A 26,667-nucleotide genomic window follows, 5' to 3' on the forward strand; every position below is an offset into this window, starting at 1 on the left:
GCAAATATGTGCAAACTAATCATTTATACTCCTATCATATTCTTGTTTGCAAACTTTTCCTGTGAGAAAAATATTTCAAAAGGCAATTCTAAATATAATTTAATAGTTACAGAAATAGACTGCACTACAAATGAAACTATTACAAGTTTTAAAAATGTTTTCATAAGCTATCAAAAAGGCCTGTTTGAGTACGATTTTAAATCCTCCTTAAAAACTATCATTACTACCGACTCAAGACAAACCGAATCGAAAGAAGATTCGGTTACTATTTCTTTTATCCCACTGGCAAAGCCGATTTATTACAAGTTTGATTTTTTGGGTAACTTACTGAAAAAAGATTCTGTAAAAAATAAGACGAGCGATTTTATAAAGATCGATTCATCTAATAATCAAGCAGATCCTCTATTTATCATCCTTAATAATCTATCCGAAAAATATTTGATTGATACCATTGTTAACGATCTTCATTTTAAAACATATAAGCATCCTCATGTTATTAAAGACGTTGCTGGCGACATAATCCTTCAATTATTTTTTATTGAAGACAGATCATTGATAACACCATTTAGTGTAAATAACAGGTACCCACTGGTATCAGGCAAGTATGGCCTTGCAGGTTTTATTTATACCCTTCCAAAAGAAAACAGGAAGCTTATCGTACTAATGTCTGATTCAAGAGAAATTACAGCAGCTGAAAAGATATTATGTGAGAATATCTATAAAAGCATTTCAAAAATGAAGTACTGAATTATTTAGTATATTCAAGTTGCGTTCCTATACTAGCAAAACCTGTTTATGAAAATTATAAACCCTATCAGGATTTTATTATTACCGGTATTCATTGCCATCTTAGTTTTATTTTACTCCTGTAATAAAAATAATACAGCGCCCGGAACGGAAGAATACATCCATTGCACTGTAAATGGTGCGCCTTATAATTTTGATGCCCCTGCAGATAACCTGAATACACCTGATTCATTTGAAACACTTCCTTTTATCGCCGATCAGTTCATTGCCAGCGGAAAGAGAATTCCACAGGCATCCAACGATTTTGCCTACCTGGCGGTTAATAAAACCGGTATTGCACAAGGCAGTATACAGGCTTTAAATACATTTCATATTCCGCAGATCACAGGTTATGCTTATAATATTACCGGCTATTCCACTGCCGCCAGCCCGGTAATGGTAAATATTACAGAGTATGGTTTGCCAGGGCAATATATTGCAGGCAATTTTACCTGTGTATTGACCGAGCCTGCACCCGTTAATACGCAATACACTATCACTTGTAATTTCAGGGTTAAGAGAAAAAGCTGATACAAGAATTTCAGCGTTTACCAAAGGCATTTGTTTACTGTTATACAATACAATTATTCAATAAGCTACCAGAAAACTTTATTCAAAATCTGGAATTATTAATATATTTTATTATATTGCTTTTACCTAAACTTCCTGCATGAATAAACTGTACTCCTCCAAAATATTTACTGCTTTTTTACTCCTGGTGCTTTTAAGTGCGGGTAATTTTATTGGCTGTAAAAAAAATAGCAATGTCACTGATCCGGGAACAAACCCTCCCGATCTTATCACTACAATAAATGGATCGGCAAGTGGTTTTGTAACAGATGAGAACGGGCAACCCGCCGCAAATGCTGCAGTGCAATTCGGCAGCCTTAATTTAACCACGGACAAGTATGGTTATTTTGAAGCCAATAATACAGCAGTAATAAAAGAAGCAGCAACTGTAACCGTTACCAAAGCCGGGTATTTTAAAGCCATTAAAACCTATACAGCTGCCGAAGGGAAACCTGCTTTTTTCAGGATCAAACTGATTCCCAAAACCGTTGCAGGAACAATCAATGCAGGCAGTGGCGGTACTGTTACACTTACCAATGGATTAAGTGTTGGATTACCTGCTGCAGCTGTTGTAACGGCATCTAACGCCGCCGCCTACACGGGAACAATAAATATTGCGTTACAATGGATAAACCCCACCAGCACAGACCTGCCCAACATCATGCCCGGAGATCTGCGGGGCATTAATACCGACGGCAATATGCAACTGCTGACCACTTATGGTATGGCTGCAGTGGAATTAACCGGTTCGGGTGGACAGTTATTGCAAATTGCCACCGGCAAAAAAGCAACATTAACGATGCCCCTTCCGGCTTCCTTGCAATCATCAGCGCCAGCCAGTATTCCTTTATGGTACTTTGATGAAACAAAAGGCTTGTGGATACAGCAGGGCAGCGCCACTAAGAGCGGCAGTAATTATGTTGGTGAAGTGAGCCATTTTTCTTTCTGGAATTGTGACATTTCCAATACTTATGTGCCATTCAGCTGTACCATCGTCAGCAATACGGGGGCTCCATTACCCGGTGTGCTGGTAAAGATCTCTGAGGTAAGCAACCCGGCCAATTCCGGCTTTGGATATACAAATAGTGCAGGATATGTAAATGGCGTTATCCCGGATAACCGACAGTTACTGCTGGAGGTTTTCAGCTTTGCAGGCTGTGGCAGTGCTAACTATTCACAAAATATTACCACTACAACGGCACCGGTTACACTAGGTAATATCACAATGCCTTTTTCAGTATTAATTGCAAATGTTACCGGGTCAGTTACCAATTGCAGTAATCAACCTGTCAGTAATGGTTATATTAATATACAGAGTGGTAATAGCTATTTAAGAAGCCCGTTAAACAGCAGCGGTGTGTACACAGCTACTATTCTGTTGTGCAGCAGCAGTACCACTGCTACTTTTATTGCGGATGATATTACCGGGAACCAGCAAAGCATACCTGCGGTTTATACAATCAATGCAGGCAGTACTACTATTCCCACTATCCAGGCATGCGGTGTATCAACGCTCCAGTTTTTTAATTATACCGTTAACGGGCTGCCCTCATTTTCTTTTTCCACACCTGTCGATTCTTTTCACCAGGGGCCACCGGTAACGATCATAAATCCATCAGGATCTACTGTTAATAGCTACTTTACAGGTCAAACCCCCAATACCAACAATTACAGCAGCCTTTTTATCACGCTTGCAAATATGGCTCCCGGAAGTACACAGTCTCTTAGCTTGATCTTCTATCCACAATTAGAAGCAACATTGACGATACCTAACCCCATCGATGTTCATATTACAGAGTTTGGCGCTGTGGGACAATTTATAAGCGGCTATTTTAGTGGTATTGTAAAAGGCGGCGCTCCCAATAATACCCTTTATACCCTGGGCTGTTCTTTCAGGATAAGAAGAAATATGTAGGGCATCTTAATTATGGGTCTTGTTTTCAGATTCAATTTTTAAATACCAGCTATATCATAGAAAATAGTGGGCGTTTTTATTCAGGCAGTGTTGCAGGGATGCGTTATTTTTGCAACCATTAATAACCTGAATTTATATCTACAATAAAAGAGTGTGCCGCCATGCGGTATAAACTGGCCGATACAGCTTAAAAATGACTTACGGCCTGGCTCAAAAAAATAAAAATAATTTATGGCAGAAAAAATTACCATGGGTGCTAACGGAAAACTGAATGTTCCTGATAACCCCATTATTCCTTTTATTGAAGGCGATGGCATTGGTCCTGAAATTTGGGCGGTGGCGCAAAAAGTTTTTGATACCGCTGTGGCCAAAGCCTATGGCGGCAGCAGGAAGATTGAATGGAAGGAAATGCTGGCCGGTGAAAAAGCCTTTAAGCTTTCCGGAAACTGGCTGCCTGCCGAAACATTGCAAACCGCGAAGGATTATATCATTTCTATCAAGGGGCCGTTGACCACTCCTATCGGTGGTGGTATCCGTTCGCTGAACGTAGCCATGCGCCAGGACCTGGACCTGTATGCCTGTGTACGTCCCGTAAAATGGTTCAAAGGCGTGCCTTCGCCAGTAACCAAACCCGAGGAGGTAGACATGGTGATCTTCAGGGAAAATACCGAAGATATTTATGCCGGTATTGAATGGAAAGCCGGATCAGCAGAAGCACAGAAATTTGAAAAGTTTTTGTTGGAAGAAATGGGCGTGAAGAATATCCGGTTTTTAGGTACTTCTTCTTACGGGGTAAAACCGGTTTCCAGCGATGGTTCTAAAAGGCTGGTACGTGCGGCCATTGAATTTGCACTTGAAAACCACCTGCCTTCTGTTACACTGGTACACAAAGGCAATATCATGAAATTTACCGAAGGTGGCTTTAAGAACTGGGGTTACGAAGTGGCCCGCCAGGAATTTGGCGATAAAACCTTTACCTGGGACGAATGGGATGAACTGAAAAAAGAAAAAGGCGAGGCGGAGGCCAACGAAGCACAGCGGCTTGCTTTAAGCCAGGGCAAATTGCTGATAAAGGATGTGATAGCAGATAATTTTTTACAGCAGATATTGATCGCTCCGAAAGACTTTTCGGTGGTGGCTACCCTAAACCTGAATGGTGATTATATTTCGGATGCGCTGGCTGCCGAAGTGGGCGGTATTGGTATTGCGCCCGGTGCTAACATTAATTACAAGACGGGCTATGCTGTATTTGAAGCCACGCATGGTACAGCGCCTAAATTTGCTGGCACCAATAGTATGAACCCTTCTTCGGTGATACTGAGCGGCTGCATGATGCTTGAATATATGGGCTGGAAGGAAGCTGCCGATATGATCACTTCTGCACTACAGGCTACCATTATGCGCAAAAGGGTTACCATTGATTTTTACAACCTGATGAGCGGTGCCACGCTTTTAAAAACCACCGAGTTTGGTGATGATATCATTGAAAATATGGGTTCGGTGATAGCTGAATTCCAGCTAAAAAAATCCACCAGTTTGTAATAATAACTGATCGCATAAAAAAGCCCCCTATTGCACAGGGGGACTTTTTTTTATGGGACTACAACAACCTATTGTGCTATAAAATTCAATGCGGGCAGGTCTTTAATTTTCAGGTAATATACACCTGCGGTTAAATTATTTACTGCGATGGTATTGCTGCTTTGTACCGTTGCTGCACAGCTACGGCCCATTGCATCCAGTACTTTTATTTCGCCTGTTTTATACTCCATTAAATTGATGCCGGAAAGCGTGATCACATTTTTTACATTGCTGTTGCCCAGTATTACCGGCCTGGTATTTTTATTGCCTTTCTTAACGGCCATACTTGCGGTTTCTTTTACAGCACCGTCCATGCTTACGCCGGATATTTTGTAATAATAAACACCATCTACAGCAGTTGCCAATTGATCATCGTAACTGTAAGTAAGGCTGGTACCGGGTGCTACTGTACCTACTTTGGTATAGTTTCTTCCGTCGGAGCTGCGCAGGATATCGAATTCTTTTACACCGTCATTCTGTGCGATCTTCCACGAAATGGTGGCTTTATTTTCTGCAGCAGAAAATTTTACATCGCTGCTTACAAACACTACCGGTAATACTGAAGCGCTGGAAACAACCCCATAAAAGGTGGTGCCATTGCCTACGGCAAAATTTACAATCGACGGTACTGGCTGGTTGGCCGGCACAGTATAGTTGGCTTTGTAGGCCTGCCCGCCAAAAATAGTATTGGTGGTCAATACATGTGTCCCGTTTATATCGTCCACATAAATGGACAGGCCGGCCATAGGTGCACCGGTAGTTAGCGCAAAGGAAACAGCCACGGCATCGCCCGGTTTTAATGTGTTGGGGGCCACTGTTCCTGCATAAGTTTGCGCATTTACTGCGATAAAAAGAAAAAGCGAAGCAATAAGGGTAGATAATTTTTTCATAAACCTTCTGAAATTGTTAAAAAATGATTGTTAAAGGGCGATTTAACGCAGGGGAAGGTTTGTGTAATAACGGGTAAGACGGATAGTCTTTTTAAATGGTTGCGTAGGAGTTTTTTAAATTTTAAGGCATAAAAGCCCGTTACAATTATATAAAAACGATATTCCCCACTAATTCATTAATTTTATCCCCTAAAAAACAATTTAACGCTTATGGCAAAGATAAAAGTAGCAAACCCGGTTGTAGAACTGGATGGAGATGAGATGACAAGAATCATCTGGAAGTTCATTAAAGATAAACTGATCACTCCTTATATTGATGTGGATATAAAATATTTTGACCTGGGTGTGAAGTACCGCGACGAGACCAATGACCAGGTTACCATCGACTCGGCCAATGCTATTAAACAGTATGGCGTGGGTATTAAATGCGCTACCATTACGCCTGATGAAGCCAGGGTAAAGGAATTTAACCTGAAGCAGATGTGGAAGAGCCCTAATGGCACTATCCGCAACATCCTGGATGGTACTGTATTTCGTGAGCCGATCGTTATTAAGAACATTCCGCGTCTTGTTACCAACTGGGATGCGCCGATCATTGTTGGCCGTCATGCTTTTGGCGACCAGTACAGGGCTACCGATACCGTTATTAAAGGCAAGGGTAAACTTACCATGACCTTTACTCCCGAAGGCGGTGGCGAAGCACAAACTTTTGAAGTGTACAATTACAAAGGTGATGGTGTGGCGATGACGATGTACAATACCGATGAAAGTATCTACGGTTTTGCAAGAAGCTGTTTCAATATGGCTTTAAGCAAAAAATGGCCTTTATATCTTTCTACAAAGAATACCATCCTTAAAAAATACGATGGCCGTTTTAAAGATATTTTTGAAGAAGTGTACCAGAACGAATTCAAAACTGCTTTTGATGCTGCAGGTATTGTGTACGAACACCGCCTGATAGATGACATGGTGGCCAGCGCTTTAAAATGGAACGGTAATTTTGTATGGGCCTGTAAGAACTACGATGGTGATGTGCAGAGTGATACAGTGGCGCAGGGCTTTGGTTCTTTGGGTTTGATGACCTCTGTACTGGTTACGCCTGACGGAAAGACCATGGAAGCAGAAGCTGCACACGGCACTGTTACCCGCCATTATCGCGACCACCAGGCAGGTAAACCCACTTCTACCAACCCTATTGCTTCTATTTTTGCATGGACAAGAGGTTTAGCCTTCCGTGGTAAACTGGACAGCAACCAGCCTTTGATCGATTTTTGTAATGCACTGGAAGCAGTTTGTATTGAAACAGTGGAAAGCGGCAAAATGACCAAGGACCTGGCTGTTTGTATCCATGGTAATAAAGTAAAACACGGTGATCATTATTTATACACCGAAGAATTTTTAGATGCCATTGATACCAACCTGAAAACAAAAATGGGATTGTAAGAATTAATTTTTGAATAATTAAAGGGAGCAACTATTAAGGTTGCTCCTTTTAGTTTACATTTATGTATCATCAAACTGATTATATGAAAAAGATATTTCCCGCCGCCCTCCTGCTTGTAATATTATACAGCCTGTCCATCGTTTCGTGCCACCAGGGCTTATCGGGCGAAGCTTATACGCTAAAAATGAGGTTGAGCAAGAATGATAGTTTTCACCAGGCTATTAAAATGAATATGCTGATGAACATGAAAGTGATGGGCCAGGCGATGGATATGAAAATGAATATGGATGCCGGCATGGATTTTCATGTACTGGATACCAGTAGTACCAAAAAAGACCTGCAGCTTACCTATACCAATTTTCAGATGAGTATGGATATGGGCAAAAGCATTCCGAAAACTATTGATACCGACAGTATAATGAACCAAGCCACAAAAAACATGATCGGCAAATCTTTTATGATGGAATTAGCGCCTAATAACGAGATCATTGCTGTAACCGGTTTTGACAGCCTGATGGCGGGCAGCGCCGGGGATGAAGCCAGTAGAAAAATGATGGAAAAAATGTTCTCGAAAGACCAAGTGAATAATATGTTCGGAATGATGTTCAGCATGTACCCTAATAAGCCGGTAAGAGTGGGCGAAACCTGGACTTCAAAAAACAAAGTGAATATTTCCAATATAGATATGCAGATCAACATCACCTTTAAACTGGTAGGTGTAAAGAATGGCCTGGCGGATATTGATATGGATGGTGTTATTGACGGTAAAGGCAAGATGAACCAGGGGCCTATCGCACTGGATATGACCATGTCGGGTACTCAAAAGGGAATGATGACGATCAAAATGGCTGACGGTTATCTTCAAAACGGATCTTATAAAACTGACATGAAAGCCGAGATGGAAATGATGGGACAAAAGGTACCGATGACAATGAAGATGGATTATTTTTTAAACAATAAGTAGGTTACAGATCCACTGATCAATATATAAAAAACGCCCCCAAAGTTGGGGGCATTTTTATCCAAAGCCCTATATGCAGAAATCGTTAAAGTGCTGTTTTCTTATCTCAGTATCAATATCAACAAAAGGATAATGATGATGAGTGCGCCCACTGATAAATAAACCCTGCTGTCGAGTCCATCGGCTTTTTTCTTCATTTCCATCAATTCTTTACGCAAAGCCTTTTTTTCGGAAGCGGTAAGATTGCTTTTATCCATGTTCTGGATCTCAGTAACCCTGGCGGTTATTTCGCTCAGTGTTTTTGCGTCTTTTTCTGGATCAGTTGTTTTTTCTATTGGTGCAACTGATGCATGTGTTTGTAACGGGCTGGTGAAAGCAAGTGTGGTGGCTAACATGATTGTTGCCAGGAATTTTAGACTTTTCATAACATGTGTTTTTTAATGATCAAAGATTTATACTAAGGTTTTATGATTCCAGTTGAAACTTAACGGGAAGGGTGAAACGCGTTTTTACATTTTTGCCTTTTATCTTTCCCGGCGACCAGGTGGGCATTTTATTGAATACCCGCATGGCTTCATCTTCCAGCCCATCGCCGATCGGTTTACTTATGATCTTTGGAGATGAAACTTTACCCGCTTCATCCACCAAAAAGCTGATGTTCACAGTACCTTCTGTTCCGTTATCGGCTGCTGTTTGTGGATACTCCACGTTTCTTGCAAAAAAATCTTCCAGCGCCTGTTGCCCGCCTGGATAAGATGGCCATACTTCTACATTACTGTAATAGCCTTCTTTATCCATATCCATAGCAGCCTTGCTGTTGATCTTTGGCAGCACTACCACTATCTTGGCCAGTTTTCCATTTTTGCCTTTCACTACTTTTAATGGCAGTGTATCTTTTGGCCCCGGCAGCATAGCGGTATTACTATCTTTTGGTGCATTCGTATTATCTGCTACTGTTGTATTGGTGGTATCAGTGGCAGGTGCAATTGTTTTTTCATCGTTGTTATCTCCATTATTACAGGATACAATGATGGCTGGCGCCATCACGATCAATAAATACGAGGTTATCTTTTTCATAATTAAGTTTTTTACAAACCAATAATTTCAAATACAATGCCGCCCGCATTTTTACAGGCTTGTAAGTATAAAATGGTGTTTTTAACAGGATTTTTTTTCTCAGGTTGAGGAATTAATTACCCCTGCATGCGATTGTAAATCAATAAATATTGTTTTATTTAATATTAAAAGTGTTAACTTAACTGCATAACCTTTTACATGAACAACTCCTGTAAACTATATTGCACGATCACTGCTATTATTGGATGGCTTACATTGGCACTCCAGTTTTATCTTATCATAGTAAACCGCCAGGCTTCAGTACCAGAAACCATTGTACGGTATTTCAGTTATTTTACCATACTCACCAATATACTGGTGGCAATAAGTTTTACCATGGTAGCTGTTAAAGGTTTTACGGGTAACTATTTTTTTACACGCACTTCCACACTTACTGCCATTGCAGTTTATATCAGCATTGTTGGTTTAACTTATAATGTCATCCTGCGTTTTCAATGGGCGCCGCAGGGTATGGACAGGGTGGTGGATGAATTATTGCACCTTATTATACCGGTGTTGTATATTTTTTTCTGGGTAAAATTTGTTCCAAGGAAAAACCTGCAATGGAAATTGATCGCACCCTGGGCCATTTATCCTTTGGCATACTTTGGTTATACTATTGTAAGAGGACCATCTGCACAATGGTATCCTTATCCTTTTATGAACGTCACAGTGTTGGGATACAACAAAGTTTTATTCAACAGCGCTATGGTGACCCTTGTATTTGTTATTATTGCGGCCTTGTTTATTGCTATTGCAAAAAAGAGAGCAGCAAGAACAATTTGACCGACTATTTTTTTTATACTGAATATTAAACTATGGATACAGCAAAAGACCTCCGCTTAGCGGTTTTAATAGATGCCGACAATGTGCCGTACAGCAATGTAAAAGGCGTGATGGAAGAAATTGCCAAATACGGCACACCAACTTTTAAAAGAATTTATGGCGACTGGACCAAGCCCACTGTTTCGGGATGGAAGAATATTTTACTGGAGAATGCCATTACACCCATTCAGCAATACAGTTATACCACCGGTAAAAATTCAAGCGACAGTGCACTGATCATTGATGCGATGGATATTTTATATTCTGGCCGCGTAGATGGTTTTTGCATTGTTAGCAGCGACAGCGATTTTACCCGCCTTGCTACAAGATTAAGAGAAGCCGGCATGAAAGTATTTGGCATTGGCCAGAAAAAAACACCCAACCCTTTTATTGTGGCCTGCGATAAATTTATTTATATGGAGATCATCCCTGTATTTGAAGCGGAAGCAGAAGAAACAGTTGCGGTAAAAGCAAAGAGCACAAGCAAACCAAAAAGTTTTGTTGAAAAAGTAAATAAAGAAACGCTTAAACTCATTGCTGCCACCATCAACGACCTTGCAGATGAAAACGGCTGGGCATTTTTAGGCGATGTAGGCAACCTTGTTTTAAAAAAACAACCCAACTTCGATCCGAGGAATTATGGTTTTCAAAAATTAACGCCATTGATAAAATCATTACCGCAATTTGAAATTGATAAAAGAGAAACGGATAAGGCGGGGATAAAACTGGTGTATGTAAGAAACAAGTTGCAAGGGGAATAGTTACAAGGGAGAAGCAGGCAGATTTGTAGTAGCTTTTAAAACGGATATCTCATTTTATTACTTATCCCTTGTAGCTTGCAGCTACTCCCCTTTCTTTTCCCTGCTGCCATCGTACAATTCGTATTCAAACAACCTGCAGTCAATTTTGCTGGTATAAAATTCTATTCTGCGTTTTGGTTTAAGACCGATTTTTTTTGCGAGCTCTAAATTACCAGTGAAAATATAACCCGTATATCCTTTACATTTCTTCTTTAAAAAATCACCGATACGTTTGTAGGTAATTTCCAGCTCTGCTTCCACACCCAAGCGGTCGCCGTATTCCGGATTCAGGTAAACGATGCCGCTCTGTCCTTCCATAACATTAGTATCTTCAAAATCGCATACTGCAAATTCTATCATATCCTCCACACCCGCAATACCTGCATTAACTTTTGAAACATGCACCGCATCATCACTGATATCCGTTGCAATGATCCTCAATCCTGGTACTTCAACAACCTGTTGTTCCAGTTTTTTATATGCTTCCAGGTAAATGCTTTCATCATAGTTCACCAGGTGCATAAATGCATAATTATTTCTCAGCAAACCCGGTTTGCGGTTGGTGGCCAGCAGGGCTGCTTCAATAGCGATGGTGCCGGAGCCGCACATGGGATTGATAACTGCAGTACGCCTGTTCCAGTTAGTGGCCAGTAACGTAGCTGCTGCAAGGCTTTCCAGCATGGGCGCTTTACCAGGAATTTTGCGGTAGCCATGTTTGGATAAAGTTTCTCCGGATGTATCAATGAATAATTCTGCGAAAACATCTTTCCAGTATAAATGGATCACCGTTCTATCCAGTTGCGGCCCGCTATTGGGGCGCTCGCCCGTTTTTTCTCTAAAGCGGTCTACAATGGCATCCTTCACTTTTACATTAGCAAATAAAGAATTGTTGATGGTGTCGTTGCTTACATTACTGGTGATAGAAAAATAACCATCCGGGGCGATGATATTTTCCCACTCTACATTCAGCAAAGTTTTATACAGTGCATCCGCATCGAATGCTTTGAATTCTTTTATAGAAAATAATACCTGGCTGGCACAACGCAAATTCAGGTTCAGTTGAATGCAATCCTTCATATTGCCTTTCAGTTCCACACCTGTTTTAAATACCCTTACCGGTTTAAAACCCAGTTCCGCTATTTCTTTTTCCAAATAAGGCGATAAACGGTTACTACAGGTAACAATAATGCGGCTGCTGATCTCAAAAATTTGCATGCTGCAAACTTATAACTTATAACTTATAACTATAACTTTGCGCCATGCTAAAAATCAGTAACCGTGGCATCCAGATGCCCGCCTCTCCTATTCGCAAACTGGTTCCCTTTGCCGAAGCGGCCAAAAAAAAGGCACCAAAGTGTATCATCTCAACATCGGTCAGCCGGATATTGAAACACCCAAACAATGCCTGGATGCGGTGCGGCATGCTGATTTTAAAGTACTGGAATATAGCCACAGTGCCGGTAATGAAAGCTATCGCAAAAAATTAACGCAGTACTATAAAAAAGTAGGTATTGATGTAACGCCTGAGCAGATCATCATTACCACCGGTGGCAGCGAAGCTATCATCTTTGGTTTTATGGCCTGCATGGATGCCGGTGACGAAGTGATCATCCCGGAACCATTTTATGCCAACTACAATGGCTTTGCAGTGGAAGCCGGCGTAACGGTGGTGCCCATCACTTCTGCTATCGAAACCGGTTTTGCATTACCGCCCATTGAAGATTTTGAAAAAGCGATCACGCCTAAAACAAAAGCCATTGTTATCTGCAATCCCAATAACCCCACCGGTTATTTGTACAGCGCTGCCGAGATGGAAGTGCTGAAGCAGATCATCATCAAACACAACCTGTATCTATTTGCGGACGAAGCCTACCGTGAATTCTGTTACGAAGGCACCCATACCAGCGCCATGCATTTAAAAGGCGTGGACGATCATGTGGTATTGATGGATACCATCAGTAAACGCTACAGCGCCTGTGGTGGACGCATCGGCGCTTTTGTTACAAAGAATAAGGAGTTATTGAATGCAGCGATGAAGCTGGCGCAGGCAAGGCTCAGTCCTCCTTCGTTTGCACAGATACTGGGCGAGGCGGCGGTTGATCTTCCGGATAATTATTTTGATACCACCAAGGCCGAATACAAACTGCGCAGAGATACGATTGTATCAAGACTGAATAAAATTCCCGGCGTGTTTTGTCCCAATCCTGGTGGCGCTTTTTATGCTATGGCAAAATTGCCTATTGATGACAGCGATACCTTCTGCCAATGGCTGCTGGAATCTTTTTCTTACAACAATCAAACGGTGATGCTGGCGCCTGCAACAGGTTTTTATGGTACAGCTGGTTTGGGTAAGCAGGAAGTGCGTTTGGCGTATGTATTGAACACTACTGCTATCAATGCGGCAATGGATTGTTTGGAAAAAGCGCTGGAACAATATCCCGGCAGGCAATAAGCAAATGATACTATCAACCCCAAAAAAATAACTGTTTACCCCAAAAGGTAAAAACAGCTGGTAAAGAATAGCGACATTTATGCTTTAAATTGCCGGGCATGGATAAAAAGTTAACACAGGGTGGCTTATTGACGCATTTCTTTTTTGTCACACTTTTTTTGATCATTCCCACACTGGCATTTGTAAGGCCACCGGGCGAGCCCGCTTTTGCTATTACAAAAGTGTTTGCGCAGGATACCATCGCCAATTTTGTATTGCTCTGTTTTTTCTATCTCAATTATTATATATTATTACCTAAATATTTTTTCAGGCACCAGTACGTGCTGTATGTGTTGGCAGTACTGCTTTTTTTATCATTCGCTTTAACACTGCCTTATATTGTCGGCAAATATTTTCCCGGCGCCAAATGGGACCCACCCCCACCTTCGGCAACACCACATGGTGATCTTTTTGAACCTGCAGGTCATGCGCCCCGCTCCATTGTAAGTTTTGTGTTTGATGAATTCAGGCGGCACCTGTTTTTATTTTTCTCAGCAGTGTTCTTTTCTTTTTTATTAAAGACAAGGGAACATTTATCGGAATTGAAGGAAGATAAACTGAAAGCTGAATTATCATCGCTTAAATCGCAGATCAATCCTCATTTTTTATTCAATACATTGAATAGTATTTATGCTTTGTCTGTAAAAAAAGATGACAGAACACCAGGTGCCATCCTCAATCTTTCGGGGTTGATGCGGTATGTGATAAAAGATGCCAATGATTATAAAATTCCTTTGAGCAGGGAAATAGAATACATCACCAACTATGTGGACCTGCAAAAAGCAAGACTGGGCAATACCGCAGTTGTTAATTTTGATTGCTCAGGAACGGCTGGTGATAAGGAGATCGCACCGCTGATACTCATTACTTATATTGAGAACGCTTTTAAATACGGTGTCAATCCAGATGTGGAAGATTGCCTCGTGCAGGTGTCTATTCAGATCACTGATACAGGATTGAGTATGTTTGTATACAATAAAAAAGTGCCGTTGGCTGCCACTATCGATTCTACCGGCATTGGTGTTTCCAATACTGCAGAAAGATTGAAATTGCTGTATGCAGGCAAACACAGCATTGAAGTAAAAGAAAATGAATCCACTTATTCGGTAATGCTTTCATTGCAACTGGTATGATAAAAGTAATTGCTGTAGACGACGAGCCGCTGGCGCTGGATATAATAGAAACCTATTGTAAACAGTTTGATTTTTTGGTATTTGAAAAAGGTTTTACAAGAACCGGTACGGCCCTGCAATACCTCGAAAAAAATCCTGTTGACCTTTTACTGCTGGACATCAATATGCCCGCTATGTCGGGCATGGAATTTTACAGGTCGCTCAATCATAAGCCGATGCTGATCTTCACCACCTCTTACAGTGAATATGCAATAGAAAGCTATGACCTTGGGGCACTGGATTATCTTTTAAAACCATTTACTTCTGAACGCTTTGGCAAAGCCGTGCAGCGGGCTTACGAAAATTTTAACCTGATGCAAAACTCCGGTACAGCAGAAAAGATAAAGTCGTTGATGCTGAAAGCCGATTACGGTTTGATAAAAGTTGTGCTGGCGGATATCTTATTCATTGAAGGGCTGGACAATTATCTCAAGATACACCTGCATAATCAATCCCCTGTTGTAGTACGTTTAACCATGAAATCACTGATGGAAAAACTCAGCAGCAATGAATTTATCCGGGTACACCGCTCCTATATTGTGCCCCTGCACCGCATTGAAGCAGTACGCAATAAAACCATTTATATCGGCAACGAAGAGATCCCCATCGGCAGCAGCTACGAAGAGTACTTCAACGCTCATTTTAAAAAGTGACCTTTGTCACAAAAAGGTCTCCCGCCCTTCATTCACCACAACAAATTGTGCCTTTACCCCAATTAGCACTTTGGCGGCAAACTATTATTGCAGTTTTGTAATCAGGATGGATGCATATTCAACCATTTTAAAATTACAACAATGAAACAAAGAATCCTTATTCCGCTATCCGCAGCAGTGTTGACCATTGGTGTTTTTCTGGCTTGTAAAAAAGATACCAGCGATACCGGCACCGCCAGTGCAGCTATCAGTTCGCTCAATTGTGCTTCGGCCACTTTTTCGGCGGCCGCCACTATCAATGTTGCATATAATGCCACAGCCAGTGTACCTTATACCGGCGGCAACGGCGTTGCTTACAGTGCAGGTACAGCAATCACATCCACCGGCGTTACAGGTTTAACCGCTACACTTACATCGGGTACACTTACCAACAGTACGGGCAACCTGGTGTATACCATTACGGGCACACCGGCATCCAGTGGCACGGCAGCATTTGCCATCAGTTTTGGCGGGCAGAGCTGTTCGCTTTCTTTAATTGTAAATGCGGCAGGCTCCACCAGCGCTACTGTTACAGCGCTTAATTGCAGCAGTGCTGTATTATCATCCACTGCCACTATCAATACCGCATATACCGGTACCGCCAGTGTGCCTTATACCGGTGGTAATGGTGTAAGTTATACAGCAGGCACAGCAATTACATCCACTGGTGTTACCGGCTTAACAGCTACGCTGGTGGCAGGCACGCTTGCAAGCGGCGCAGGTAATATCACCTATAATATCAGCGGCACGCCCACCACTGCCGGTACAGCAGCATTTGCCATCACATTCGGCGGGCAGACCTGCAGCTTCAGCTTAACTGTAAGCAGCACCACTGCCAGTTGTAGTTCTTTATCGGGTGTTGCCAAAGTAGTTTGCCTGGCCAACACATTCCTTGCCACACTTTCTACATCGCAGCAGTCAACGGTGGTGCTTACACTAAATTTAACCAATGCAAAAAGATGGAGCAATCTGCCTTGTGCTTTAAGTTGCAGGAACGGTTTATTATTCAGCAGCCTCAGCAGCACACAGCAGGCAGCAGCGCTGGCGCTGATACAGGCCGCATCCGGCACCGGCACTGGTGAAGGATATGATGAATTCAATATGATAAGAAGTGCAGATGATTATTTAGGACAAACTGCATCGGGTTATTCTTCCGGTAATTACGTGATCGCTTTTTTAGGCACACCGAGCACTACCGGCAAATGGATGCTGCAGTTTGGCGGCCACCACTATGCACAGAATATTACGTATGATGCAGGCGTGGTTACCAGCATCACTCCTTTGCACGAAGCGGTGGAACCAAAAGGCTCCTTCACCTACAATGGCACTACTTATGCAGGCCCGATGGCTACGGAACAATCTGTAATGGCGGATATGCTGGCATCTTTCAGCAGCACTGAACTGGCCAGTGCAAAATTGTCCACTACATTTTCTGATTGCCTGATGATACCGGGTTCAACCACCAACACATTCCCTACCACCAAACAGGGAATAAAAGTAAGCACGCTCAGCACCGCTGCGCAAGCCAAAGTACTGGCAGCAATGGCGCCTTGGGTGAATGACCTGGATGCCGCTTCCGCTGCTTCGTTCATGACGATCTATCAGAATGAACTGGCCAATACTTATGTAAGTTATTCCGGTAACAGCAGCGGTACTCCTGGCAGCGCCAGTACTTTCCTGAATGCCAATACAGATTATGTAAGGATCGACGGACCGAGTGTATGGATAGAATTCATTTGCCAGAATGGTGTGGTGCTTTCGGGTATACATTATCATACAGTGATGAGGGATCATAACCGTGATTATATCGGGCTGTAAAAAAATCCAATGTTCAATTCTCAATATACAACGTACAATGCTCAAGGATGAATTATCTGCGGGCATTGTGCGTTGATCTTTTCTTAAAATGAAAAAGCAATTAATTTATATTATACTGGCAATGGTTATTGGTTGCATGCCGCAATTGGCTGCTGCACATCAAACACCTACCACCATTGTGTTGCTGGATGTGAGTCCTGGTAAAGTAGCTGCTGAACTGCAGTTGCCCTTAAGTGAACTGGAGCTGGCTTTTGATCACGACATCACAAAAGATCCGTCAACACTGGTACAGCAACTGGGGCCGCAATTGAAAGAATACCTCAAGGCGCATATTCATCCTTATGTGAACAGGGAGAACCCATGGGCTGTTGAAATAAAAACGATGCAGGTCACCAAAGGAGAACAGGCCGTAAGCGGGCCTCCCTATTGGGAACTGGTAGTGCAATTAGAAATGATACCACCGGGCAATGTAAGCACAAGAAATTTTACGTTCGATTATGATGTGATCATACACCAGGTAAATAATCATGCAGCGTTTGTATCTGTCCGCAATGACTGGGCATCGGGCAAAACGGGTGAGCAGGCTACCGATGCCGGTGTAATAAAATGGGATACGAAAGACAATGTGATCCATCCCCTGCAAATAAACCTGGAAGAAGGTAACTGGTGGAAGGGTTTTAAAAGCATGCTGGCATTGGGTATGCAACATATCAAGGAAGGTACTGATCATTTACTTTTTTTACTCACACTATTGTTACCTGCCATGCTTTTGGCAAAGGGCAACCGCTGGGGAGGTTTTGGTGGAACAAAGTACAGTGTTGTAAGATTACTAAAGATCACTACCGCATTTACCATTGGCCATTCATTGACCTTGCTGGCCGGCGCAATGGGCTGGTTCCGTTTGCCTGCACAGCCGGTGGAGATACTGATCGCCTTTTCAATTTTAATTTCGTCTATCCATGCTGTTTACCCGCTCTTTCCTGGTAAGGAAATGTATGTTGCTGCAGGTTTTGGTTTGATACATGGCCTTGCTTTTGCCTCTGTGATCGCTGATCTTAATTTAAATGGCGCTGCAATGGCCTTAAGTATTGCGGGTTTTAATATCGGTATTGAACTGATGCAGCTTTTTGTAATTGCATTGATCGTTCCCTGGCTGATATTGTTAAGCCAGACCCGTTTTTATACTGGGTTGCGCATTACCGGGGCCGTATTATCAGGCATTGCAGCATTGGCCTGGATAGCAGAAAGAAGTTCGGGTAAACCGAATTTTATCAGCACCGGGGTGCAAAACCTGTCGCAGTACGCCGTATGGTGTATTGCTGCGCTGGCCCTGCTGTCCATATTGTTATTTGCAAGTAAAAAAAGAAAACAAACGGCGTATTAAATTTTTGGCTGTATACCTTTGTTCTATTCAAAACAGTATTTGTATGGATAATAACAAAGACAAATCGCCGCATATTTTAAATGCTTCTTCCAATTTACTGGGATTGTGTTTCGTAGTACTCACTTCGTTGAAGCTGTTGAATATATCGGGCAAGACCGTTATTGATGAACTGACCACGGTGGCGATCTTTCTTTTTATGGCCAGTTGTATCCTTTCTTTTTTATCTATCCGGGGTTCAATCCGTAAAAGCGGCAGGCTGGAAAATATTGCAGACCTGTTTTTCCTGGCGGGATTATCGTTGCTGTTTATCACCGCATTACTTTTCTCCTTTAATATTATCGCTTAAGGATCATTTAAATTGTTTCACCCTTATCCAGGTGCCGCTGGCATCTTTTTGAAAGGTCATTATTCTTTTTGACCCGGTGCCGCACCAGCCGATTAAAAATTCGGCTACTGCAATACATTTTGTATTATCAGCATTAAAGTAAAGCGGTGAAAAATACAACCGCCAATAATAATATATATTAGCATTTGCTGGCAACCAACTTGTATACTTAAACCGTACTTTGTCAATGGCTGGTATATCTTCCAGCTTAAAATAATTTTTAACAGCTTCCTTCTGCGGGGTAAAATTGTAATTTTTCAATACAGTATCCCAATCATTGGTTTTCTTGTCTTGCCGTTTACCTAAATAAGAAATGAGTGTATAGTTTTCTTTTTGATTCCAGTCGGCAATGGTATCTGCAATTAAAATAGTATCCGGCTTTTTAATCCTTTGTTCTTTTGTAATTATTTCGATCATTTTAAGGTATATGATCTTATGGTCTGCATCCTGGCTTTTACCTGGCTTGCAGATCATCGACACAATCATCAAACATACCAATGACTTCATATTGCCCAATAAAATTAATTTATTTCACTTTACTTATTTCCACCGTCCATCCGCTGCCACTGTACACTTTATGCACGGCTGAAAAACTTGCCTGGTTGAGTGCAAATGAAACCTGCAGCAAACTGTTGAGGTACAACAAGGGTTTGCCCTTTGCCACAGCGCCGAATGTTTCGGTATATGGCATATTGCCTTCGTATTTTTTTATTTTATCCTGCCAGATCACTACGTGAAAGTTATCGCCCACTTTTACCTCCAGTTGTTTAAAAAGATCATCCGTAATATTGGTCCAGATATTCCCATACTGCACATCTAAAATTTCAATCGTTCCTTTGATCTTTTTATTTTCCATTACCGCCGCCTGGTAAGGCAGTTTCACTATTTCATTGGGCAACAGTTTGCCTACCTGCTCAAAACTGATGGTGCCCGATGCCAGCCTCGCCGCCGTGTATGCGTATACGTCACGTCCATGAAAAGTGTAAGATTTTTCCGAACCCTTTCTCCGGTTCACGGCTTCATCAATTTCCCTTACCGCTTCAATACCTTGTGATGCTGCAATTAAAGTAAGGGTACCATTATCAGGTGTTACGATAAATTTACCGGTCTTTGTTTTCAGCACCACCGACTTCCTGTTGGTACCCACACCCGGATCTACTACCGAAACAAATACGGTACCCGCAGGCCAGTAAGGAACGGTCTGCTCCAGGCGGTAAGCCGCTTCCCATATATTATAAGCCGGTATCTCGTGCGTAAGATCAAATAATTTAAGACTGCTGTCCACACCCATTGCAACACCTTTCATGGCTGATACAGCGCCATCCTTCAATCCAAAATCAGACTGAAAGACCACGATCTTGTTTTGTGCAAAAGAACAATTGCAGTACAGCAGGAATAATACCAATAGCTTTTTCATAAAATTCATTTTTAAATAGCGAAGACATCTTACAAAAGATGTCTTCGCTATTCATTTGTTTATAGATCTTTTTTAAAAATCAAAAGTAAGTTTGGTGAATATCTTTCTTCCGTTAAAGCCCATCTGCACACTGTCCCATGGTCCGCCGCTTTCATTATCACCAGCCCATCCTTTAGCCAATTGGTTCACACCCAGGTTGGGATGCGTATTCAACACATTATCTGCACCAATAAAAATGCTTACATTTTTAGAGAATTTATAAGAAGCATAAACATCAGCTACCAGTTTTCCTTTGTAATCAAATACTTCAGGCACTAAATCGCCGGTTGCATCCGAAGGTACCTGCGGATTGATACCGGAGTTATACGGGTTGTCCGGGGTTGAATCGCCAAAGCCCAATAATTTGATGCCGCCATAATAAGTAAAGTGCGTACCCACGCCTACTTTATTACAGGTATAATCAAAATTCAAACTGAATTTTACTTTAGGTGCAGATGCTTTCAGGAAAGCAATTTCCCTGTCGCTGTAAAAAGTATTTTTATTTAATTCTGTTGTGCTTAATGCAGCAGGAACATTTATTTTATCTAAAGTAATGTTCTGGAAATTGCCTGCCAGCAATGCTTTAAAACTGTGGCCTGCCCATCTTTTTGAATAATCTGCCACTATATCCAAACCATAATTGGTGGTGTTAACCGCATTGGTAAAGAACTGTGCAGTAGATACACCTAAACCTGCCAATGCATTATTGAAATCTGCAGGCAATGATGGATCGCCCTGGCTGAATAAACCGGACAATACCACCCTGTCTTTTACTTTTATCATATAACCATCCACAGTAAGTGTAAAGCCAGTTGCAGGTTTGCACGCAAAACCAAGACTTGCATTCAAAGAAGTTTCTTCTTTAAGATCGGGTATGCCAATTGTTTTGGTGATAGGATCGCCGTTGCGCAATATTCTTGATTGCACCAGGCTGCCATTGCTGAAAGAAGTCAACGTATTACTGAAATTGATCTGTGCCAGTGAAGGTGCCCTGAAACCTGTACTTACAGAACCACGCAAATTAAAATTATCCGCCACTTTATAACGGCTTGCTAATTTAAAAGTTGCTACTGATCCAAAATCAGAATAAGTTTCGAGCCTTACAGCACCATCCACCAGCCATGCGTTGGTAACATTCAGCTCTGCATCGCCATAAGCGCTGAAGCTGTAACGGGATGTTTTAATAGTATCCAGCGGACTAAAACCAGGGAAGCCCTGTGCACCCGGTGCAAGATCGTAGTTGTTGGGATATGCTGCATAAGAAGCCTCTTCACCGGCATTGATACTGTATTTCTCGCTGCGGAATTCTGCACCATAACCGATATTCAACCCGCTCGCTACTGATTTAAATGCTTTGCTCATATCCACATTGATAGTAGCCTGCCTGAAACGGAAACCGCCATCAATGAAATAAGTTTTATCTACATTACCTACCAATGAGGCATTGAATGTTTTATCGCCAAAATACTGGAAATCATTTTTACCATCTGTCAGGCTCACATCCCAATTCCAGTTTTTTGCACTTACACCACGGAAGCCCAACGCAATGGAAGCATCGTTGATATTGGTAAGGATATGGGGGTTATAATACGTTTCTCCATCGTTGGAGATGCGCATGATAGAAGGCACATAAATAGGTACACCGCTGGTGTTGGAGGGAAACCTTTTAGGCCTTGCACTCAAATTCCTGGTGTATGCAAATGCGTCTGATTCTTTTGAATTGGCGCCACCGAAAGAATAAAAAGTTGTTTTGGTACCGATGATAGGCAATTCCATATTGTACATACCGCCATAAGTTTTTACTGAGCCATCACCAAAGGCACGGCGGCCACTGTTGATATAAGGCAGTGCATTCTTATCCGATTGCCAATTGGTGGTATCCACCTGGCGGTAAGTTTTTCCCTGTGTTAAATAATCAAAAGAAAGATTGATGAAGCCACCGCTCTTGCCTATTGCAAAGCCATTGTTGGCAGACAAAGTAAATGTTCCACCATCAATTTTATTACCGGAATAATACTGGTTGCCCTGGTTGAATTTGGCCGTATTGAATTTGGTATCCCAATAGCCTGCCCAGCCTGTATTGATGTTCCAGTGATTGATATTCTTTTTTAAGAATGATATTCATTACTCCAGCCATGGCATCACTACCATATTGTGCCGAAGCGCCATCACGTAATATTTCGATCCTGTCCACAGCCGCCTGCGGAAAAGCATTCAGATCGGTACCCGATGCACCACGGCCCCTGGTACCAAATAAGGCTACAAATGCAGTGGCATGGCGGCGTTTGCCGTTTATCAGCACCAATGTCTGATCCGGACCAAGGCCACGCAATGTACCCAGGTCAACATGATCTGCTCCATCGGCACCGCTTTGTTTATTATAGTTGAAGGAAGGAGCGCTGGTATTTAATATAGAAGTGAAATCCATTTTTGCAGTAGGTGTTCCCACCTGGTTGATCTTTATAACGTCAACGGGTATGGCAGTTTCGGTCTTGGCCCTGGCAGCGCCACGGGTTCCGATAATTACAATATCACCCAGGTCCAGCGAAGCAGCCTCCAGCAATACAGTAATGCTTGCTGCACCGGTAAGCTTGACCATTTGGGGTTTGTATCCAATACTGGTGATCTCTAAGATATCATTTGTTTTTGCCTGCAAAGTAAATACGCCATCGCTATTGGTGGAAGCGCCTTTGTTGCTGCCTTTTACCACAACCGATGCACTGGTGACCGGGTCGCCGGTTTTGGCATCTTTTACGGTAACCGTTACCGTTTGCTGTGCAAAGACCAAATAACTACTGAAAATTAAGGTGAGGGATAATAATAATTTTCTCATAAAATAAAATTGTTTTGGTTTGATTTAAAAGAAGAAGCAAGCAGTTGCGTAAAACTAATCAATTAAAATGAGGAATTATACCGTGTAATTACTGTAGTGTAGCTTTCATTGAATGAACGGCAGCAGGTACCAATAAAAAACCGCCCCGGCAAGCCGGGGCGGTTGTAACATGATCAGACGGGGGCGTCAGATCATGCTTCCCTGCCGTGACAGTTCTTATATTTTTTTCCGCTGCCGCAAGGACACTGATCATTGCGACCCGGCATTTTTTCTACTTTTACCGGCGCCTGTTTCACTCCTTCGGATGGATCATAGTAATCTCTTTCATTGGCCGCATAGTCATCGCCTGCTGCATCGATCTCAGCTTTATTGGCCCGCATTTTACTCAGGTCGGTCTTGGTTTCCCGGCCTTCTTTTAAATGACCCGGCTGCTGCTGTTCCATTGGTATACCGCAATGGCAAAGGAAGCTCACGATATTCTTGTTCACTTCATCATCCATTTGCTTAAAGGCTCCAAATGCTTCTATCTTATATATCACCAACGGATCTTTCTGTTCGTAGCTGGCGGTCTGCACACTGTGGCGCAGGTCGTCCATTGCACGCAGGTGCTCTTTCCAGGCGTCATCTATCAATGCCAGGGTAATGCTGCGTTCCAATGCATTGTTCAGTTCACGGCCTTCGGTTGCAATGTATTTATCCAGGTTGGCCAATGCCTGTATACCTTTTTTACCATCGGTAAATGGTACGGCTACATTTTCAATATGGTTACCCTGCTCTTTGCGGATGTTTTTAATGATCGGCAATGTTTGTTGCACCATCGCATCTGCCTTCTGGCGGTATTGTGTAATGGCTTCGGTATACAAACGCTCTGCTAAATGATTCGCATCATCTTTATTCAGTTCTTCTGCTGTAATAGCAGTATCGATACCAAAGTTCACGATCACGGCCAGTTTGAAACCATCATGATCATTGCCTTCTTTAAATGAATTTACCAAGCCATCCGCTACTGAATAGAAAGCATTATCAAGATCCAGTGCCAAACGTTCGCCAAACAACGCATGGTTACGTTTACCATATACCACGGTACGTTGTTTGTTCATTACGTCATCATATTCCAACAGGCGCTTCCTGATACCAAAGTTATTTTCCTCTACTTTTTTCTGCGCCCTTTCGATGGATTTAGAGATCATGCTGTGCTGTATCACTTCCCCTTCTTTATAACCCATACGGTCCATCAGCCCTGCAATACGCTCGCTACCGAACATACGCATCAGGTCATCTTCCAGGCTTACAAAGAACTGGCTGCTACCGGGATCACCCTGCCTTCCCGCACGACCACGCAACTGCCTGTCCACACGGCGGCTTTCATGACGCTCCGTACCCAGTATTGCCAAACCACCGGCTTCTTTTACACCAGGGCCCAGCTTGATATCCGTACCACGACCCGCCATGTTGGTAGCAATGGTAACAGCACCTGCAAAACCTGCTTCGGCAACCACCTGTGCTTCCTTAGCATGTTGTTTCGCATTCAATACATTGTGCGGAATATTTTTTTGCTTCAGCATCCTTGCCAGCAATTCACTTACTTCTACAGAAGTGGTACCCACTAAGCAAGGCCTTCCTTCGGTGCGTAATTTTTCAATGGCATCAATAACTGCTTTGTATTTTTCACGCTTTGTTTTGTAAACAAGATCCTGTTCATCTTTTCGTATAGCCTTCACGTTTGTAGGAATGGTTACCACATCCAGTTTATAGATGCTCCACAATTCCGCTGCTTCTGTTTCGGCTGTACCCGTCATACCGCACAACTTGTGGTACATACGGAAATAGTTTTGCAATGTAACCGTAGCATAAGTTTGTGTAGAGGCTTCGATCTTTACATTTTCCTTTGCTTCCAGCGCCTGGTGCAAACCATCGCTGTAGCGACGTCCTTCCATGATACGGCCTGTCTGTTCATCCACGATCTTTACTGCATCGTCAATGATCACGTACTCCACATCCTTATCAAATAAAGTATAGGCTTTTAATAATTGCTGTACGGTATGTATCCTGTCTACTTTTAAAGCGTAATCGCTCAGTAGTATTTCTTTTTCATGTAATTTATCCTCGGCGCCCAAACTGCTTTTTTCTATATCCGACAATTTGGTGGCAATATCAGGAACGATGAAGAAATTAGGATCTTCACCCGCCCTTGTGATCAGCTGGATACCTTTATCCGTAAGATCCACCTGGTTGTTCTTTTCATCTATATTAAAGAACAATTCCGCATCCACTTTCGGCATTTCTTTCTGCTGATCGGCTAAATAATAATTCTCGCTCTTCTGCAGTTTTACCCTGATACCCGGTTCGCTCAGGAATTTGATCAAAGCGCCGTTCTTGGGCAAACCACGATGGGCACGCATTAAAGCAAGGCCGCCATCTTTTGGATCATCGTTGCCTTCTGCAATTTTCTTTTTTGCTTCTATCAGGTATTGGTTCACGGCTTTGCGTTGTGCATCCACCAGTTTTTCAATACGTGGTTTCAGGTCGAAGAACTGTTGTGTATTATCACTGTGTCCCACCGGTCCGCTGATGATCAACGGCGTACGGGCATCATCAATCAATACGCTATCCACCTCATCCACCATGGCAAAATGCGGCTTGCGCTGCACCATTTCGTCGGGTGAATGCACCATATTATCCCTCAGGTAATCAAAACCAAATTCGTTGTTGGTACCATAAGTAATATCTGCGTTGTAGGCATTGCGGCGGGCATCGCTGTTGGGTTCGTGTTTATCAATACAATCCACTCTTAAACCCAGCCATTCAAATATGGGTCCGTTCCATTCGCTATCCCTGCGTGCCAGGTAATCATTCACCGTAACCACGTGCACCCCTTCGCCTGCTAGTGCATTCAGGTAAGCGGGTAAGGTACTCACCAGGGTCTTACCTTCACCGGTTGCCATCTCGGCAATTTTACCGGAGTGCAGTACGGTACCACCTATCAACTGTACATCGTAATGCACCATGTTCCAGGTCACTGTTCCGCCGGCTGCCGTCCAGCTGTTCTTATAAATGGAGTTATCGCCGTCGATGGTGATATGATCTTTTTTAACCGCCAGTGTTCTGTCCAGTTCGGTGGCAGTGCTCACCATTGTTTCATTTTCTTTAAAGCGGCGGCTGGTTTCTTTTACCACGGCAAATGCTTCGGGTAAGATCTGTTCCAGTATCTCTTCAATTTTTTTATCCCTGCTCTTCTTCAGTTCATCCACTTCTTTATAAAGCACATCACGATTGCTGATATCCGCAACAGGCAGATCTTCTGCCGCCTGTTTTTTATCCGCTATCTCTTTATCAATGGCGTTAAGATGCGTAGCAATACGTTGTTTGAACTCAGCAGTTTTGCCCCGCAATGCATCATTGCTTAAAGACTGGTATTGGGCAAAGAACTGATTGATCTTTTCTACCTGCGGTGATATCTTCTTCACATCCTTCTCGCTCTTGCTGCCGCCAAATAGTTTTGAAATAATGCCTAACATAGATTCAGTGTTGTTGGGTATTGTATAAAT

The 26,667-nt window shown here is 42.5% G+C and carries 23 protein-coding genes; 14 read left to right on the forward strand and 9 right to left on the reverse strand.

Annotated elements, in window-relative coordinates; translation table 11 throughout:
* The first annotated feature begins 6 nt into the window (after positions 1–6).
* The 4 genes from QM738_RS17995 to icd all read left to right on the forward strand — a co-directional run bounded on the left by QM738_RS17995 (position 7) and on the right by icd (position 4,813).
* Positions 7–747 carry a hypothetical protein gene (locus QM738_RS17995; RefSeq protein WP_462278119.1) on the forward strand — a complete coding sequence of 247 codons (741 nt, stop codon included), beginning with the start codon at positions 7–9 and terminating at the stop codon, positions 745–747.
* 48 nt (positions 748–795) lie between these two features.
* Positions 796–1,317, forward strand: coding sequence for a hypothetical protein (locus QM738_RS18000; RefSeq protein WP_462278120.1), 522 nt, complete (start codon positions 796–798; stop codon positions 1,315–1,317).
* A gap of 139 nt (positions 1,318–1,456) precedes the next feature.
* Complete coding sequence (locus QM738_RS18005; protein ID WP_462278121.1) at positions 1,457–3,271, forward strand: carboxypeptidase-like regulatory domain-containing protein; 1,815 nt, start codon at positions 1,457–1,459, stop codon at positions 3,269–3,271.
* A gap of 231 nt (positions 3,272–3,502) precedes the next feature.
* Complete coding sequence (icd, locus tag QM738_RS18010; protein WP_462278122.1) at positions 3,503–4,813, forward strand: NADP-dependent isocitrate dehydrogenase; 1,311 nt, start codon at positions 3,503–3,505, stop codon at positions 4,811–4,813.
* A 68-nt stretch (positions 4,814–4,881) separates the two neighbouring features.
* Here the strand turns inward: icd and QM738_RS18015 are convergent, their stop codons facing one another.
* Positions 4,882–5,742: a hypothetical protein gene (locus QM738_RS18015; RefSeq protein WP_462278123.1), complete on the reverse strand. Its 861-nt coding sequence runs from the start codon at positions 5,740–5,742 to the stop codon at positions 4,882–4,884.
* 210 nt (positions 5,743–5,952) lie between these two features.
* Here QM738_RS18015 and QM738_RS18020 point away from each other — a divergent pair, with 210 nt between their 5' ends.
* Positions 5,953–7,185, forward strand: coding sequence for an isocitrate dehydrogenase (NADP(+)) (locus QM738_RS18020; protein ID WP_462278124.1), 1,233 nt, complete (start codon positions 5,953–5,955; stop codon positions 7,183–7,185).
* A gap of 83 nt (positions 7,186–7,268) precedes the next feature.
* The gene (locus QM738_RS18025) at positions 7,269–8,150 is read left to right on the forward strand and encodes a DUF6263 family protein (protein WP_462278125.1); all 882 of its coding nucleotides are present in this window, start codon (positions 7,269–7,271) and stop codon (positions 8,148–8,150) included.
* A 98-nt stretch (positions 8,151–8,248) separates the two neighbouring features.
* On the opposite strand, the gene QM738_RS18030 is transcribed toward QM738_RS18025, so the two are convergent.
* Together QM738_RS18030 and QM738_RS18035 are read right to left on the reverse strand one after the other, a co-directional pair.
* Positions 8,249–8,572 (reverse strand): hypothetical protein, encoded by a 324-nt coding sequence (locus tag QM738_RS18030; RefSeq protein ID WP_462278126.1) that lies wholly within the window; start codon positions 8,570–8,572, stop codon positions 8,249–8,251.
* Positions 8,573–8,612: 40 nt separating this feature from the next.
* A complete protein-coding gene (locus tag QM738_RS18035; RefSeq protein WP_462278127.1) occupies positions 8,613–9,224 on the reverse strand; it encodes an energy transducer TonB in 612 nt (203 codons plus the stop codon).
* A 198-nt stretch (positions 9,225–9,422) separates the two neighbouring features.
* Between QM738_RS18035 and QM738_RS18040 the strand changes: the two genes are divergently transcribed.
* Together QM738_RS18040 and QM738_RS18045 are read left to right on the forward strand one after the other, a co-directional pair.
* Positions 9,423–10,049: a Pr6Pr family membrane protein gene (locus tag QM738_RS18040; protein WP_462278128.1), complete on the forward strand. Its 627-nt coding sequence runs from the start codon at positions 9,423–9,425 to the stop codon at positions 10,047–10,049.
* A 32-nt stretch (positions 10,050–10,081) separates the two neighbouring features.
* Positions 10,082–10,849, forward strand: a complete 768-nt coding sequence (locus tag QM738_RS18045) for an NYN domain-containing protein (RefSeq protein WP_462278129.1) — start codon at positions 10,082–10,084, stop codon at positions 10,847–10,849.
* An 81-nt stretch (positions 10,850–10,930) separates the two neighbouring features.
* On the opposite strand, the gene QM738_RS18050 is transcribed toward QM738_RS18045, so the two are convergent.
* Complete coding sequence (locus QM738_RS18050; RefSeq protein ID WP_462278130.1) at positions 10,931–12,103, reverse strand: THUMP domain-containing class I SAM-dependent RNA methyltransferase; 1,173 nt, start codon at positions 12,101–12,103, stop codon at positions 10,931–10,933.
* A gap of 139 nt (positions 12,104–12,242) precedes the next feature.
* Between QM738_RS18050 and QM738_RS18055 the strand changes: the two genes are divergently transcribed.
* From QM738_RS18055 to QM738_RS18080, 6 genes are all read left to right on the forward strand, one after another.
* Positions 12,243–13,340 (forward strand): pyridoxal phosphate-dependent aminotransferase, encoded by a 1,098-nt coding sequence (locus QM738_RS18055; RefSeq protein ID WP_462278131.1) that lies wholly within the window; start codon positions 12,243–12,245, stop codon positions 13,338–13,340.
* A 98-nt stretch (positions 13,341–13,438) separates the two neighbouring features.
* On the forward strand, positions 13,439–14,512 hold the full coding sequence (locus QM738_RS18060) for a sensor histidine kinase (protein WP_462278132.1): 1,074 nt from the start codon (positions 13,439–13,441) through the stop codon (positions 14,510–14,512).
* Entirely contained in the window at positions 14,509–15,204 is a 696-nt protein-coding gene (locus QM738_RS18065) for a LytR/AlgR family response regulator transcription factor (protein ID WP_462278133.1), read from the forward strand. The genes QM738_RS18060 and QM738_RS18065 overlap by 4 nt, the downstream gene beginning before the upstream one ends.
* 141 nt (positions 15,205–15,345) lie before the next feature.
* A complete protein-coding gene (locus QM738_RS18070) occupies positions 15,346–17,061 on the forward strand; it encodes a DUF3500 domain-containing protein (protein WP_462278134.1) in 1,716 nt (571 codons plus the stop codon).
* A gap of 88 nt (positions 17,062–17,149) precedes the next feature.
* Complete coding sequence (locus QM738_RS18075; RefSeq protein ID WP_462278135.1) at positions 17,150–18,445, forward strand: HupE/UreJ family protein; 1,296 nt, start codon at positions 17,150–17,152, stop codon at positions 18,443–18,445.
* 43 nt (positions 18,446–18,488) lie between these two features.
* Positions 18,489–18,791, forward strand: coding sequence for a hypothetical protein (locus QM738_RS18080; protein ID WP_462278136.1), 303 nt, complete (start codon positions 18,489–18,491; stop codon positions 18,789–18,791).
* Between the two features lie 3 nt (positions 18,792–18,794).
* Here the strand turns inward: QM738_RS18080 and QM738_RS18085 are convergent, their stop codons facing one another.
* The 5 genes from QM738_RS18085 to secA form a co-directional block, all read right to left on the reverse strand.
* Positions 18,795–19,337 (reverse strand): hypothetical protein, encoded by a 543-nt coding sequence (locus tag QM738_RS18085; protein WP_462278137.1) that lies wholly within the window; start codon positions 19,335–19,337, stop codon positions 18,795–18,797.
* 19 nt (positions 19,338–19,356) lie between these two features.
* Positions 19,357–20,247, reverse strand: a complete 891-nt coding sequence (locus QM738_RS18090) for an SAM hydrolase/SAM-dependent halogenase family protein (RefSeq protein WP_462278138.1) — start codon at positions 20,245–20,247, stop codon at positions 19,357–19,359.
* 72 nt (positions 20,248–20,319) lie between these two features.
* The gene (locus QM738_RS18095) at positions 20,320–22,263 is read right to left on the reverse strand and encodes a TonB-dependent receptor plug domain-containing protein (RefSeq protein ID WP_462278139.1); all 1,944 of its coding nucleotides are present in this window, start codon (positions 22,261–22,263) and stop codon (positions 20,320–20,322) included.
* 25 nt (positions 22,264–22,288) lie between these two features.
* On the reverse strand, positions 22,289–23,119 hold the full coding sequence (locus QM738_RS18100) for a TonB-dependent receptor (RefSeq protein WP_462278140.1): 831 nt from the start codon (positions 23,117–23,119) through the stop codon (positions 22,289–22,291).
* Positions 23,120–23,310: 191 nt separating this feature from the next.
* Positions 23,311–26,637, reverse strand: a complete 3,327-nt coding sequence (secA, locus tag QM738_RS18105; RefSeq protein WP_462278141.1) for a preprotein translocase subunit SecA — start codon at positions 26,635–26,637, stop codon at positions 23,311–23,313.
* Positions 26,638–26,667 lie beyond the last annotated feature (30 nt).

Origin of the sequence: Ferruginibacter sp. (assembly GCF_049840995.1) — a bacterium.
Classification (GTDB): Bacteria; Bacteroidota; Bacteroidia; order Chitinophagales; family Chitinophagaceae; genus Ferruginibacter.

What these genes read in the sequence shown, in the direction of transcription:
- QM738_RS17995 (WP_462278119.1), top strand. Translation starts at nt 7, where the DNA reads ATGTGCAAACTAATCATTTATACTCCTATCATATTCTTGTTTGCAAAC.
- QM738_RS18000 (WP_462278120.1), top strand. Translation starts at nt 796, where the DNA reads ATGAAAATTATAAACCCTATCAGGATTTTATTATTACCGGTATTCATT.
- QM738_RS18005 (WP_462278121.1), top strand. Translation starts at nt 1,457, where the DNA reads ATGAATAAACTGTACTCCTCCAAAATATTTACTGCTTTTTTACTCCTG.
- icd (WP_462278122.1), top strand. Translation starts at nt 3,503, where the DNA reads ATGGCAGAAAAAATTACCATGGGTGCTAACGGAAAACTGAATGTTCCT.
- QM738_RS18015 (WP_462278123.1), bottom strand. Translation starts at nt 5,742, where the DNA reads ATGAAAAAATTATCTACCCTTATTGCTTCGCTTTTTCTTTTTATCGCA.
- QM738_RS18020 (WP_462278124.1), top strand. Translation starts at nt 5,953, where the DNA reads ATGGCAAAGATAAAAGTAGCAAACCCGGTTGTAGAACTGGATGGAGAT.
- QM738_RS18025 (WP_462278125.1), top strand. Translation starts at nt 7,269, where the DNA reads ATGAAAAAGATATTTCCCGCCGCCCTCCTGCTTGTAATATTATACAGC.
- QM738_RS18030 (WP_462278126.1), bottom strand. Translation starts at nt 8,572, where the DNA reads ATGAAAAGTCTAAAATTCCTGGCAACAATCATGTTAGCCACCACACTT.
- QM738_RS18035 (WP_462278127.1), bottom strand. Translation starts at nt 9,224, where the DNA reads ATGAAAAAGATAACCTCGTATTTATTGATCGTGATGGCGCCAGCCATC.
- QM738_RS18040 (WP_462278128.1), top strand. Translation starts at nt 9,423, where the DNA reads ATGAACAACTCCTGTAAACTATATTGCACGATCACTGCTATTATTGGA.
- QM738_RS18045 (WP_462278129.1), top strand. Translation starts at nt 10,082, where the DNA reads ATGGATACAGCAAAAGACCTCCGCTTAGCGGTTTTAATAGATGCCGAC.
- QM738_RS18050 (WP_462278130.1), bottom strand. Translation starts at nt 12,103, where the DNA reads ATGCAAATTTTTGAGATCAGCAGCCGCATTATTGTTACCTGTAGTAAC.
- QM738_RS18060 (WP_462278132.1), top strand. Translation starts at nt 13,439, where the DNA reads ATGGATAAAAAGTTAACACAGGGTGGCTTATTGACGCATTTCTTTTTT.
- QM738_RS18065 (WP_462278133.1), top strand. Translation starts at nt 14,509, where the DNA reads ATGATAAAAGTAATTGCTGTAGACGACGAGCCGCTGGCGCTGGATATA.
- QM738_RS18070 (WP_462278134.1), top strand. Translation starts at nt 15,346, where the DNA reads ATGAAACAAAGAATCCTTATTCCGCTATCCGCAGCAGTGTTGACCATT.
- QM738_RS18075 (WP_462278135.1), top strand. Translation starts at nt 17,150, where the DNA reads ATGAAAAAGCAATTAATTTATATTATACTGGCAATGGTTATTGGTTGC.
- QM738_RS18080 (WP_462278136.1), top strand. Translation starts at nt 18,489, where the DNA reads ATGGATAATAACAAAGACAAATCGCCGCATATTTTAAATGCTTCTTCC.
- QM738_RS18085 (WP_462278137.1), bottom strand. Translation starts at nt 19,337, where the DNA reads ATGAAGTCATTGGTATGTTTGATGATTGTGTCGATGATCTGCAAGCCA.
- QM738_RS18090 (WP_462278138.1), bottom strand. Translation starts at nt 20,247, where the DNA reads ATGAAAAAGCTATTGGTATTATTCCTGCTGTACTGCAATTGTTCTTTT.
- QM738_RS18100 (WP_462278140.1), bottom strand. Translation starts at nt 23,119, where the DNA reads ATGAGAAAATTATTATTATCCCTCACCTTAATTTTCAGTAGTTATTTG.
- secA (WP_462278141.1), bottom strand. Translation starts at nt 26,637, where the DNA reads ATGTTAGGCATTATTTCAAAACTATTTGGCGGCAGCAAGAGCGAGAAG.